Source organism: Streptomyces sp. NPDC043176, assembly GCF_056436715.1.
This window is the reverse complement of sequence record NZ_JBWKCA010000013.1, coordinates 1-13,921: the sequence shown is the minus strand read 5'-3', so window position 1 is coordinate 13,921 and position 13,921 is coordinate 1. Positions and strand designations below refer to the sequence as shown.

Here is a 13,921-nt window from a genome sequence, read left to right as displayed (position 1 = left end):
CGACGGAGGTCACATCACGGCCCGGGCGGCGCGGCTCAGCCGGCCTCGGGGTCGCCCTTGGTGTAGGTCAGCCGCTCGACCTGGCCGGATTCGAACTTGTCCGCGACCTTCTTGCCGTTCACGTACAGCTCGATCGCGCCGGCGTTGCCGAGGACCAGGTCGATGCGCTCGTCGTCCTGGTAGGTCTTCGACTCGCCCTTGAGGAGGAGGCCGTCGAAGAGCAGCTTGCCGTCGTGCGCCTTGGCCGAGATCCAGCTCTTGTCGTCGACGGCGGTGAGCTTGACCGTGACCTTGTCCTGCGGGACGGCGGCGATCGCGCTCTCGGTGGGCTTCGGGGCGACGGGCTTGACCGGCTTCGGCTTGGCGGCGGAGGTCGCCTTCTCCGGCGCGGGGGCCGGGCCGCCGTCGGCAGCGGTGGTCCCCTTCGGAGCCTCGTTGCCGTTGAACATCGTGAAGCCGACGAAGCCGACGACGGCGACGATGGCCGCCACCATCGCGGCGGTCCAGTTGGGCCGGCGCGGCTCGGGGCGGATACGTTCCGCCTCGAACAGCGGGGCGGCGGGGGTGGGCGCGGGACGGCCACCGTGCTCGGCGTCGTACTGCTCGATCAGCGCGGCCGGATCGAGCCCGACGGCGCGCGCGAGGGTACGGATGTGGCCGCGGGCGTAGACGTCGCCGCCGCAGCGCGAGAAGTCGTCCTCCTCGATCGCGTGCACGATCGGAATCCGGACACGGGTGGAGGCACTGACCTCTTCGACGGTGAGACCGGCGGCGATTCGGGCCTGCTGGAGAGCGCGACCGATCGAGTCCCGGTCGTCTGCCGGGAACGTCCGGTCGTCTTCGGGGGAGTTGCCGATGGACACGAGAGCGCCTTTCGAGCGTGTAGCCACCTGCTGGACGTTCAGTCTATGGGTGGTACGAAAGGGTGGGGCAACCGGGCGGGTGCTGTTTGTACGCCATGAGGCTGGGACTTCCTTCTGTCCCACCGTCCAACTTGACGTACGGCCAGGGGAAACGGTTGCCCACCGTTCCCTTACGAGTGAGTCTCGGCCCGGTCTCGATCAGGTACCCGGCCTCCCCACCGCCACACGCACGTTGCTCCGGACGGGTCTACGCCCCCGTCTCCCCCCGGATCACGGCCAGCACGCCGTCCAGTTCGTCGGGCTTCACCAGGACGTCCCGCGCCTTCGAACCCTCGCTCGGGCCGACGATGTTCCGCGACTCCATCAGGTCCATCAGGCGGCCGGCCTTGGCGAAGCCGACGCGCAGCTTGCGCTGGAGCATCGAGGTGGAGCCGAACTGGGTGGAGACGACCAGCTCGGCGGCCTGGCACAGCAGGTCCAGGTCGTCGCCGATGTCCTCGTCGATCTCCTTCTTCTGCCGCTGGCCGACGGTGACGTCCTCCCGGAAGACCGGGGTCATCTGGTCCTTGCAGTGCTGCACGACGGCCGCGACCTCGTGCTCGGTGACGAACGCGCCCTGCATGCGGACGGGCTTGTTGGCGCCCATCGGCAGGAAGAGGCCGTCGCCCTTGCCGATCAGCTTCTCGGCGCCGGGCTGGTCGAGGATGACGCGGCTGTCGGCGAGCGAGGAGGTGGCGAAGGCGAGCCGTGAGGGCACGTTCGCCTTGATCAGACCGGTGACGACGTCCACCGACGGCCGCTGGGTGGCGAGCACCAGGTGGATGCCGGCCGCTCGGGCCAGCTGGGTGATGCGGACGATCGAGTCCTCGACGTCCCTCGGCGCGACCATCATCAGGTCGGCGAGCTCGTCGACGATCACCAGGAGGTACGGGTAGGGGTTCAGCTCGCGCTCGCTGCCCTCGGGCAGCTTGATCTTCCCGTCCCGGATCGCCTGGTTGAAGTCGTCGATGTGCCGGTAGCCGAACGCCGCCAGGTCGTCGTAGCGGAGGTCCATCTCCTTCACCACCCACTGGAGCGCCTCGGCGGCCCGCTTGGGGTTGGTGATGATCGGCGTGATCAGGTGCGGGATGCCCTCGTAGGCGGTGAGCTCGACCCGCTTGGGGTCGACCAGCACCATCCGGACGTCCTCGGGGGTCGCTCTTATCATGATCGACGTGATCAGGCAGTTGATGCACGAGGACTTTCCGGAGCCGGTGGCACCGGCGACCAGGACGTGCGGCATCTTCGCCAGGTTGGCCATCTCGTAGCCGCCCTCGACGTTCTTGCCGAGCGCGACGAGCATCGGGTGGTCGTCCTCCGCCGCGGCCGCGAGGCGCAGCACGTCGCCGAGGTTGACCATCTCGCGGTCGCTGTTCGGGATCTCGATGCCCACCGCGGACTTGCCGGGGATCGGCGAGATGATCCGCACGTCGGGCGAGGCCACGGCGTACGCGATGTTCTTGGTGAGGGCCGTGATCTTCTCGACCTTCACGGCGGGGCCGAGCTCGACCTCGTACCGCGTGACCGTCGGGCCGCGGGTGAAGCCGGTGACGGCCGCGTCGACCTTGAACTCGGTGAAGACGTTGGTGAGCGCGTCCACGACGGCGTCGTTGGCGGCGCTGCGCGTCTTGCCCGGCCCGCCGCGCTCCAGGAGGTCGAGCGAGGGCAGCGCGTACGTGATGTCGCCGGCGAGCTGGAGCTGCTCGGCCCGGGGCGGCAGGTCGGTCGGCTCGGGCGCCGGCTTGGTCAGGTCGGGTACGCCTCCGCCGGGGCGCCGGTCACCGCCGCGCGCGGGCGGTACGGGCGTGGCCGACGGCGCCTTGCCGGCCTTCTCGGCCTGTTCCGCGGCGGTCGCGGCCACGGCGGCGGCCCGGTCGGCGGTGACGTCCCTGGTGAGGTCGGCGACGATCGGCGACGGCGGCATGCCGTTGAGCACGGCGCCGTCGAGCGCGGCGGCCGCGGCCGCGGCGACGTCCACCGGGTCCATGCCGAGGTCGAAGGCGGGCGCCTCGGCGGAGCGGCGCGCGGACCGGCCGCGGCGCTCCGGCACCGCCGCCTCCGCCCGGTCCACGTCGTACGGCTCCGCGGGGCCGTGGGCGCGGCGGCGGGCGGGCCGGGGCCGGGCGGGCTGCGGACCGGCGTCCCGCCATTCCTCGTCGTACCCCTCCCGTCCGTCGTACCCCTCGGCCTCCGCCGGGTCGTACGCGGGTTCGACGATGCCGAGCCTGGCGCCGAGGGCGCGCAGCCGCTGCGGGATCGCGTTGACCGGGGTGGCGGTGACGACGAGCAGGCCGAAGACGGTGAGCAGCACCAGCATCGGGACGGCGAGGACCTCACCCATCATGAAGACGAGGGGCTGCGAGGCCGCCCAGCCGATGAGGCCGCCGGCGTCCTGCATGACCGCGCTGCCGTCGCCGCGCCCCGGCGAACCGCAGGCGATGTGCACCTGGCCGAGGACGCCGATGACGAGGGCGGAGAGGCCGATGCTGATCCGGCCGTTGGCCTCGGGCTTCTCCGGATAGAGGATGAGCCGGACGCCGATCGCGCCGAGCAGCAGCGGAACCAGCAGGTCGAGTCGGCCGAAGGACCCGGTCACCAGCATCTCGACGAGGTCGCCGACCGGCCCGCGCAGGTTGGACCAGGTGCCGGCGGCGACGATCAGCGCGAGGCCGAGCAGCAGCAGCGCGAGGCCGTCCTTGCGGTGGGCCGGGTCGAGGCCCTTGGCGCCACGCCCTATCCCTCGGAACATCGCCCCCACTCCGTGGGCCAGGCCGAGCCAGGCGCCGCGCGCGAGCCGGTAGACGCCGCCGGTCGGCGACGGGGCCGGCCGCGGGGCGGCCTTCTTCGCCGCCGTCTTCCGCGCGGGAGCCCGCTTGGCGGGCACGGCCTTCTTCGCCGGCGCCTTCCTGGCGGGCGGTTTGGCGGGGGACTTCGCGGGTGCCGCCTTCTTCGCGGCGCCCGCCGTACGGCCGGCGCGCGGCTTCGCGGCGCCCGCCGTGCCCTGGGAACCCTTGCCGGACGTACGTGAAGCCATGGTGCTGAGGTTACCGGTGAAGCCACGGGCTGTCCGCCTCACCCGAACGTGTCGCCCGCGCCACGGCACGGTACTGACGCCCGATCACAACAAACCGGACAAGGGTGACGCTACGTCAGGCAGGAGCTCCCGCGGTCGACACGGTCGACCACGGGCCCGCGCCCGGCCGGCCCCGGGCGCGCCGGCTCAGCCCTGGGCGGGCAGCGTGGGCGCGGCGCCCGTGCCGGGCTCCAGCGCGTCGAGGGCGCGGCGCAGACCGGTGAGCTTGCGCTCCAGGTGCGCGGCGGTGGCGACGGCGGCCGCGTCGGCGGAGTCGTCGTCGAGCTGCTTCGACAGCGCCTCCGCCTGCTCCTCGACCGCCGCGAGCCGCGCGGAGAGCTCGGCGAGGAGACCCGCGGCCTCCTTGCCCTGGCCGCCCTCGCCACCGCCCTCCAACTGCAGCCGCAGCAGGGCGGCCTGCTCGCGCAGCTTGCAGTTCTTCATGTAGAGCTCGACGAAGACGGAGACCTTGGCGCGCAGCACCCACGGGTCGAACGGCTTGGAGATGTAGTCGACCGCCCCGGCCGCGTACCCGCGGAAGGTGTGGTGCGGGCCGTGGTTGATGGCGGTGAGGAAGATGATCGGGATGTCCCGGGTCCGCTCGCGCCGCTTGATGTGCGCGGCGGTCTCGAATCCGTCCATTCCCGGCATCTGGACGTCGAGCAGGATGACCGCGAAGTCGTCCGTCAACAGCGCCTTGAGCGCTTCCTCCCCGGACGATGCCCGCACCAGCGTCTGATCGAGCGCGGAGAGAATGGCCTCCAGCGCCAGCAGATTCTCCGGCCGGTCATCGACCAGGAGGATCTTGGCCTTCTGCACCATGCCCCGTCCTCCTCGTCCCGGCAACGGCTCGCCCCGGCTCCCGGAACCGGGGGAAGCACCGGGCGCCGCCCCAGAAGACGACTCCGTAACGCCGTCCGTCCTTGTGCCGGTCATCGTAGCCGCACCCTGCCCGTCGCCACACCCTGTCACCGCGATGTCACTGTGCACGTAGCAGAAACGCGGTGGGAGACCAGAAGGTTCCCCGTACACCGCCCTCTCACACGCCCGTGGCGACGTTCCGTCAGCGGAAGCCCGGGGGTCCGCGCGGAGCACCGCGCCGACCCCCGGGCACGGCTCACTCGCCCCGCATCCACTGCTCCATGACCGACAGCAGGTGATCGGGGTCGACCGGCTTGGTCACGTACGCCGAGGCGCCCGACTCGATCGCCTTCTCCTTGTCGCCCTTCATCGCCTTCGCCGTCAGGGCGATGATCGGGAGGCCGGCGAACTGCGGCATCCGCCGGATCGCGGTCGTCGTCGCGTACCCGTCCATCTCCGGCATCATGATGTCCATCAGGACGACCGTCACGTCGTCGTTCTGCTCCAGGACCTCGATGCCCTCCCGCCCGTTCTCCGCGTACAGCACCGCGAGACCGTGCTGCTCCAGGACGCTGGTGAGCGCGAAGACGTTGCGGATGTCGTCGTCCACGATGAGGACCCGCTCGCCGGAGAAGTTGAAGGTGCGGCGCGGCTCGACCTCCACCTCCTGCTCCGCCCGGTCCTGGGCGCCCGGCTCGCCTGACTGCCCCGGCACCGCGTTCCGCGTCCCCGTCGCCTCGGCCGCGGCCTTGCGCCGGTGCCGGAACAGCGCCCCGGCGCCGGACCGCGCCTCGGTCCGCACGGGCGGCGGCGGGAAGTGCGGGAACGGATGGATCGCCCCGCCCGTCCCCTCCTCCGCACCCTGCTGCGGGTCCTCGGCGTCCGTCCCGCCCTGCCCGTACCCGTGCGACGGGAGCTCCGTCGGGCTCAGCGGCAGGTAGAGGGTGAACGTCGAGCCGCGGCCGGGCTCGCTCGCCGCGAAGATCTCGCCGCCGAGCAGCCGCGCGATCTCCCGGCTGATCGACAGCCCCAGACCCGTACCGCCGTACTTGCGGCTGGTCGTGCCGTCGGCCTGCTTGAACGCCTCGAAGATGACCCGCATCTTGCCGGCCGCGATCCCGATGCCGGTGTCGGTGACCGAGAACGCGATCAGCGCCGCCTCCGGATCGCGCAGCGAACCGGCCTCCAGGAGCTGTTCGCGGATCGACTGCGGCACGTCCGCGCCCGCCGGCCGGATCACCAGCTCCACCGCGCCCGTGTCGGTGAACTTCACCGCGTTGGACAGGAGGTTGCGCAGCACCTGGAGCAGCCGCTGCTCGTCGGTGTGGAGCGTCGCCGGCAGCTCCGGCGAGACCCGCACCGAGAAGTCGAGCCCCTTCTCCGCCGTGAGCGGCCGGAAGGTGGCCTCGACGTAGTCGACGAGCTGGACGAGCGCGATCCGCGTCGGCGAGACGTCCATCTTGCCCGCCTCGACCTTGGACAGGTCGAGGATGTCGTTGATCAGCTGGAGCAGGTCCGAACCCGCCCCGTGGATGGTCTCCGCGAACTCGACCTGCTTCGGCGTCAGGTTCGTCTCGGCGTTGTCCGCGAGCAACTTGGCCAGGATCAGAAGCGAGTTGAGCGGGGTGCGCAGCTCGTGCGACATGTTCGCGAGGAACTCCGACTTGTAGCGCATGGAGACCGCGAGCTGTTCGGCACGCTCCTCCAGGACCTGCCGGGCCTCCTCGATCTCGGTGTTCTTCACCTCGATGTCGCGGTTCTGCCGGGCGAGCAGCTCCGCCTTCTCCTCCAGCTCCAGGTTGGAGCCCTGGAGCTCCTTCTGCCGGTGCTCCAGCTCGGCCGACCGCTCCTTCAGCTGCTCGGTGAGCTCCTGCGACTGCTGGAGCAGCACCTCGGTCTTGGTGTTGACGCTGATGGTGTTGACGGTGGTGGCGATCAGCTCGGCGAGCTGGTTGAGGAAGTCGCGCTGGATCTGGGTGAACGGCTGGAACGACGCCAGCTCGATCACACCGAGGACCTTCCCCTCGAAGAGGACCGGCAGCACGATCACGTGCGCGGGCGCGGCCTCGCCGAGCCCCGACGAGATCTTGAGGTAGCCCGGCGGCACGTTGACCTGGATGGTCCGCTTCTCCTCGGCCGCCGTCCCGATGAGCGTCTCACCGGGGCGGAAGGAGGTCGGCATGGAACCGGTGGAGTATCCGTAACTCCCGCGCATGCGCAGCTCGTACGAACCGTCGCCCTCGCCGACGAGTTCGGCGTCGCTGTGCGCGTGACCGGTCGGCATCGCGACGAAGAACGCGCCGTGCTGGGCCGAGACCACCGGCGTCAGCTCGCTCATGATGAGCGAGGCGACGTCGTCCAGGTCCCGGCGGCCCTGCATGAGGCCGGAGATGCGCGCCAGGTTGCCCTTCAGCCAGTCCTGCTCCTCGTTGGCGAGGGTGGTGTCGCGCAGGTTCGCGATCATCGTGTTGATGTTGTCCTGGAGGGCCTGGATCTCGCCCGCCGCGTCCACGCCGTCGATCTTGAGGTTGAGGTCGCCTCGGGTGACCGCCGTGGCGACGGCCGCGATGGCCCGCACCTGACGGGTCAGGTTCCCGGCCATCTCGTTCACCGACTCGGTCAGGTCGCGCCAGGTCCCGTCGACGTCCCGGACGCGTGCCTGGCCGCCGAGGATGCCCTCCGTACCCACCTCGCGGGCCACGCGCGTGACCTCCTCGGCGAAGTTGGACAGCTGGTCGACCATCGTGTTGATGGTGTTCTTCAGCTCCTGGATCTCACCGCGCGCGTCGATGTCGATCTTCTTGGTGAGGTCGCCCTTGGCGATGGCGGTGGTGACGGCGGCGATCTGGCGCACCTGACCGGTCAGGTTGGAGGCCATCGAGTTCACCGACTCGGTGAGGTCCTTCCAGGTGCCGGAGACGCCGGGCACCCGGGCCTGACCGCCCAGTTCGCCCTCCGTACCCACCTCACGGGCGACACGCGTGACCTCGTCCGCGAAGGACGACAGGGTCGTCACCATCGTGTTGACGGTCTCGGCGAGCTCGGCGACCTCGCCGCGCGCCTCGACCGTCACCTTCTTCGTCAGGTCGCCGTTGGCGACGGCCGCCGAGACCCGGGCGATGTTCCGCACCTGGCTGGTCAGGTTGTTCGCCATCAGGTTGACGTTGTCGCTGAGGTCCTTCCACGTGCCCGTGACACCGCGCACGCGTGCCTGGCCGCCGAGGATGCCCTCCGTACCCACCTCGCGGGCCACGCGCGTGACCTCGTCCGCGAAGTTGGACAGCTGGTCGACCATCGTGTTGACGGTCGTCACCAGCTCCAGGATCTCGCCCCGGGCGTCGACCGTGATCTTCTTCGACAGGTCGCCCATGGCGACGGCCGTGGTGACCTCGGCGATGTTCCGCACCTGGATGGTGAGGTTGTTCGCCATGAAGTTCACCGACTGGGTGAGGTCCTTCCAAGTGCCGGAGACCCCCTGCACCTCGGCCTGACCGCCCAGAATGCCCTCGGTGCCCACCTCGCGGGCCACCCGGGTCACCTGCTCGGCGAAGTTCGAGAGCTGGTCCACCATCGTGTTGAGGGTGTTCTTCAGCTCCAGGATCTCGCCGCGCGCGTCCACGTCGATCTTCTGCGACAGGTCACCGCGGGCCACCGCGGTGGCGACCTGCGCGATGTTGCGGACCTGGGTGGTGAGGTTCCCGGCCATGCCGTTCACCGAGTCCGTCAGGTCCCGCCACACCCCGGCCACGCCGGGCACCTGCGCCTGACCGCCCAGCCGCCCGTCCGTGCCCACCTCGCGGGCCACCCGGGTCACCTGGTCCGCGAAGGCGGAGAGCTGGTCGACCATCGTGTTGATGGTGTTCTTCAGCTCCAGGATCTCGCCGCGCGCGTCCACGTCGATCTTCTGCGACAGGTCACCGCGGGCCACCGCCGTCGTCACCTGGGCGATCTGCCGCACCTGCGACGTCAGGTTGCCGGCCATGAAGTTGACGGAGTCGGTGAGCTCCCGCCACCGCCCGGAGACGCCGTCCACGCGCGCCTGACCGCCGAGGCGGCCCTCCGTGCCCACGTCCCGGGCCATCCGCGTCACCTGGTCCGCGAACGACGACAGCTGCGACACCATCGTGTTGACGGTGTTCTTCAGCTCCAGCATCTCGCCGGCCACGTCCACCGTGACCTTCTGCGACAGGTCGCCGTTGGCGACCGCCGTCGTCACCTGCGCGATGTCCCGCACCTGACCGGTCAGGTTGCGGAAGGCGGTGTTCACCGAGTCGGTGAGGTCCTTCCACGTGCCCGCCGCGCCCGGCACCTCGGCCTGACCGCCGAGCAGACCCTCGACGCCGACCTCCCGGGCCACCCGGGTCACCTCGGAACCGAAGGCCGACAGCTGGTCCACCATCGTGTTGACGGTGTTCTTCAGCTCCAGCATCTCGCCGGCCACGTCCACCGTGACCTTCTGCGACAGGTCGCCGTTGGCGACCGCCGTCGTCACCTGCGCGATGTCCCGCACCTGCGTGGTGATGTTCCGGAAGACCGTGTTGACGGAGTCCGTGAGGTCCTTCCACGTGCCCGCCGCGCCCGGCACCTGCGCCTGACCGCCGAGGAGGCCCTGCGCACCGACCTCGCCCGACACCCGGGTCACCTCGTCGGCGAACGTCCGCAGCGTCTCGGTCATCTGGTTGATCGTGTCCGCCAGCTGCGCGATCTCACCGCGCGCGGAGACCCGCACCTTCTGCGACAGATCGCCGTTGGCGACCGCCGTCGTCACCTCGGCGATGCCCCTCACCTGATTGGTGAGGTTGCCCGCCATCGTGTTGACGGAGTCGGTGAGGTCCTTCCAGACGCCCGCGACCCCGGCCACCTCGGCCTGACCGCCCAGCTCGCCCTCCGTGCCCACCTCGCGCGCGACGCGGGTCACCTCGGACGAGAACGACGACAGCTGGTCCACCATCCGGTTGACGGTGTTCTTCAGCTCCAGCATCTCGCCGGCCACGTTCGCCGTGACCTTCTGCGACAGGTCGCCGTCCGCGACCGCCGTCGTCACCAGCGCGATGTCCCGCACCTGGGCCGTCAGCCGGTTCGCCATCGTGTTGACCGAGTCCGTGAGGTCCTTCCACGAACCGGACACCCCGCGCACCTGCGCCTGCCCGCCCAGCTTGCCGTCGGTACCCACCTCGACGGCGACCCTGGTCACCTCGGAGGCGAACACCGACAGCTGGTCGACCAGGTTGTTCGCGGTACGCGCGACCTTCAGGAACTCCCCGCGCAGCGGCCGTACGGTCCCGTCGGCACCCTCCGAACGCAGGTCCATCCGCTGGTCCAGGTCGCCCTCGGCCACCGCCGACAGGACCCGCCCCACCTCGGAGACGGGCCGGGCCAGATCGTCCACGAGCGCGTTCGCGGCCTCGATCGCCGCCGCCCACGCCCCCTCGCTGGCCCCCGCCTCCAGGCGCTCGGACAGCTTGCCCTCACGCCCGACCACCCGCCGGACCCGCGACAACTCCCCCGTCACGTGCATCTGCCGGTCCGCGACCTCGTTGAACACGGCGGAGATCTCCGCCATGACCCCGTCGCCGGACGCCGTGAGCCGCTTGCGGAAGTTCCCGTCCCGCATCGACACCAGCGCGGCCAACAGCCGCTCCAGCGCCTCCGCGTCCACCTGCACCGTCCCACCACGGGAACGTCCGCCCCTCGCGCGCGTGCCACTGCCGCCACGCCGCGTCGCCGTGCCAGACTCCACCGTGTCCCTCCCGAAAGGGGTCGACCGTACCGCTCCGGCTCACGCCGGTAGCCTGCCCAGTGTTTCACCGCGACCGAACCAGGCGATAACAGTTCGGCAGCTTCGCACAGCGTCCCTACCCCCCGGGGACGGAATCAGCGGTGACCGGCATCCGCTCGGACAGTGAAGGTAAGTAACCTGGCTTCCGGCTGTCCAACCGCCCCGGTCCGCCCGGCGGGGGCGGTGTGGTGCGCGCACGACCACCGGGCAGCGGGAGGGGCAGACCGAGCATGGCAGAGCCGGGCGTCGAGACGCGTACGAGGAGTGCTGTGATCACCGCGCGGGCGACTGCCAGCTTCGAGCCCGTCGGGCGGTCCGTCGCGGCCGCCCGCGCGTTCGTCAGGGACACCCTCCAGGGGTGGGGACACCCCGAGCTCGTCGACGACGCCGTCGTCCTCACCAGCGAGCTCGTCACCAACGCCGTCATCCACGCCGGCACGGCCGCGGACGTCCTCTGCCTCCGCTCCGACGACAGCATCCGCGTCGAGGTCGCCGACCGCTACCCCGAGCGCGAGATCCCCGTCCAGAGCGGCCGCTCCCTCGGCAGCCCCGACCGCGAGAACGGCCGCGGCCTCCTGCTCTGCGCCGCCCTCGCCCACCGCTGGGGAGTCGACTACTCCCCCACCCGCAAGCACGTCTGGTTCCACCTCGACCTCGCCCAGCGCCCGGTGGGCACCCGCTCCGCCGGCCCCGTCGTCCCCGACGCCCTCCTCCCGGTCACCGACAGCCGCGTCCGCGTCGCCGTCGTCCAGATCGACGAGTCCGGAACCGTCAGCGCCTGGAACGAGGACGCCGAGGACCTCTTCGGATACGGCTCCGAGCAGGTCATCGGCAAGCCCCTCGGCGACCTCGCCGCCTGGCCCCACACCCCCGGCATCGGCACCGGCCTCGCCGAGGCCCTGCGCCTCTCCCGCTGGGAGGGCAGCTACGGCATCCGCTGCGCCGACGGCCGCGTCGTCCCCGTCTACGCCTCGCACCTCCGCGTCCGCGACGCCCAGGGCGAGCCCTCCACCGTCTGCCTCCTGGTACGCGAGCACGAGCGGGCCGTCCTCCAGACCCCGCAGCGCCCCGCCGTCGAGCCGGGCTCGGAGAGCCGCACCGCCGACCCCTTCGAGGTCTTCATCGGCTCCCCCGCCCCCGACGACCTCGACGGCCTCCTCCAGCGCACGGTCGAACGCGCCCGCGACATGCTCGACGGCGACGCCGCCTTCCTCCTGCTCGCCACCGACGACGAGACGGAACTGGAGGTACGCGCGACCACCGGCCTCCCCGCCGCCCGCCAGCGCTTCGCCCGCGTCCCCGTCGAGACCGGCGCCAGCCGCTACGGCTCCGCCCGCATGCCCGCCGTCCACGAGGACCTGGCCGCCGTCCCCGGTGCCGTACCGCTCCTCGAAGGCACCGGCATGCGCGCGGTCGTCACCGTCCCGCTCAAGGTCGAGGGCCGTCTCACCGGCTCCCTCGGCGTCGCGGCCGAGACCGCGAACCGCTACTCCAACGAGGAGGCCCTGCGCCTCCAGTTCGCCGCCGACCGCATCGCCCTCGCCGTGGAGTCCGCCCGCCTCGGCGAGCTCGAGCGCCTGCGCCGCGGCTCCCTCAGCTTCCTCGTCGAGGCCTCCGACCTCCTGGCCGGCACCCTCGACCGGGACCAGACCCTGGCCCTGATGGCCCAGATGACGGTCCCCACCCTCGCCACCTGGTGCGCGGTCTACACGATCGCCGACCAGTCCTCCGACCCGTACCTCTCGTACGTGCTCCACGAGGACGAGGACCGCATCGACGGCCTCAAGGAGCTGCTCTCCTCCATCGCCCCGCCCGACCCGGTGCCGACCCTCGGCGCCCGCGTCTGGACCGCCCCGGGCGACGCCGCCCACCAGGCCGCGCTCACCGCCTCGGTCCGCGCCCTCGACCATCCGGCGAGCCCGCTCTCGTCCGGCATCGACATGACCCTGGCCACCGCCGGGACGGTCGCCGGCGAGACCGTCGTCCTGCCCCTGGTCGCCCGCAACCGGGTGATCGGCATGCTGACGCTCGGCCGCCCCTCCGAGGACCACTTCCGCCAGGAGATCCTGGAGCTGGCCGAGGACCTCTCCCGCCGGGCGGCCCTCGCCCTGGACAACGCCCGTCTGTACTCCGAGCGCGTGGCGATCAGCCAGTCCCTCCAGCGCAGCCTCCTCCCGCCCGGCCTCCCCGAGATCCCGGGCGTCGAGGTCGACGTCATCTACCGCGCCGCCGGCGAGGGAAACGAGGTCGGGGGCGACTTCTACGACCTCTTCCCCATCCGCGACGGCGCCTACGGCTTCGCCATCGGCGACGTCTGCGGTACGGGCCCCCAGGCCGCGGCCGTCACGGGCCTGGCCCGTCACGCCCTGCGTCTCCTGGCCCGTGAGGGCTTCGGCGGCCCGGCCGTCCTGGAGCGGCTCAACGCGGCGATCCTCGACGAGGGCGACCGCAGCCGCTTCCTCACCCTCCTCTACGGCGAGATGCGCCCCCAGCCGGACGGCTCGGCGATCCTCAAGGTCGTCTGCGCGGGCCACCCCCTCCCCCTGCGCCTCCGCCCGGACGGCACGGTGGTCCCGGCCGCGGAGCCCCAGCCGCTCCTCGGTGTCATGGAGGACCTGGAGCTGTACGAGCAGACCGTCACCCTCGAACCCGGCGACGTCCTCCTCTGCGTCACGGACGGCGTGACGGAACGCCGCGAGGGCACCCGGATGCTCGGCGACGACGGCCTCGCCGAAGTCCTCAAGACCTGTACGGGCCTGACGGCCGGCGCGGTCACCTCCCGCATCCTCCGCGCCGTCGAGCGCTTCGCCCAGGCCCCCGCCTCCGATGACATGGCCATCCTCGCCATGCGCCTCCGCGAGCCCGACCCCAGCTGACACACCCGGCCGGCCCTCCTCCCGAGGGCCGGCCCACCCGCTGCCCGTTCTCCACGACAACGCAAAAAAGGCCCCGCCAATTGGCGGGGCCTTTTTCTTTCGGAGCCCTTTAACGGAATCGAACCGTTGACCTTCTCCTTACCATGGAGACGCTCTACCGACTGAGCTAAAAGGGCAGGTGTTCGGCGGTGTCCTACTCTCCCACAGGGTCCCCCCTGCAGTACCATCGGCGCTGAAAGGCTTAGCTTCCGGGTTCGGAATGTAACCGGGCGTTTCCCTAACGCTATGACCACCGAAACTCTATGAAGTTGAACTCGACCGGCAACGGGAGTTCATTGTTTCAGAACTAACACAGTGGACGCGAGCAACTGAGGACAAGCCCTCGGCCTATTAGTACCGGTCAGCTCCACCCCTTACGGGGCTTCCACAT

General features: G+C 71.0%; 5 protein-coding genes, 1 tRNA gene and 1 rRNA gene. 1 reads left to right on the top strand and 6 read right to left on the bottom strand.

Annotated elements, in window-relative coordinates:
• Positions 1-35 precede the first annotated feature (35 nt).
• The 4 genes from AC067A_RS21815 to AC067A_RS21800 all read right to left on the bottom strand — a co-directional run bounded on the left by AC067A_RS21815 (position 36) and on the right by AC067A_RS21800 (position 10,495).
• Positions 36-863 (bottom strand): helix-turn-helix domain-containing protein, encoded by an 828-nt coding sequence (locus AC067A_RS21815; RefSeq protein WP_479244148.1) that lies wholly within the window; start codon positions 861-863, stop codon positions 36-38.
• Between the two features lie 247 nt (positions 864-1,110).
• Entirely contained in the window at positions 1,111-3,936 is a 2,826-nt protein-coding gene (locus AC067A_RS21810; RefSeq protein WP_479244147.1) for a DNA translocase FtsK, read from the bottom strand.
• 186 nt (positions 3,937-4,122) lie between these two features.
• Entirely contained in the window at positions 4,123-4,797 is a 675-nt protein-coding gene (locus AC067A_RS21805; RefSeq protein WP_327164521.1) for a response regulator, read from the bottom strand.
• A gap of 295 nt (positions 4,798-5,092) precedes the next feature.
• A complete protein-coding gene (locus tag AC067A_RS21800; protein WP_479244306.1) occupies positions 5,093-10,495 on the bottom strand; it encodes a HAMP domain-containing protein in 5,403 nt (1,800 codons plus the stop codon).
• 350 nt (positions 10,496-10,845) lie between these two features.
• On the opposite strand from AC067A_RS21800, the gene AC067A_RS21795 reads away from it, so the two are divergent.
• The gene (locus AC067A_RS21795) at positions 10,846-13,491 is read left to right on the top strand and encodes a SpoIIE family protein phosphatase (RefSeq protein ID WP_479244146.1); all 2,646 of its coding nucleotides are present in this window, start codon (positions 10,846-10,848) and stop codon (positions 13,489-13,491) included.
• 103 nt (positions 13,492-13,594) lie between these two features.
• Here AC067A_RS21795 and AC067A_RS21790 read toward each other — a convergent pair.
• Positions 13,595-13,667: transfer RNA gene (locus AC067A_RS21790), tRNA-Thr, on the bottom strand.
• 4 nt (positions 13,668-13,671) lie between these two features.
• Positions 13,672-13,788, bottom strand: a 5S ribosomal RNA gene (gene rrf / locus AC067A_RS21785).
• Between the last annotated feature and the right edge of the window lie 133 nt (positions 13,789-13,921).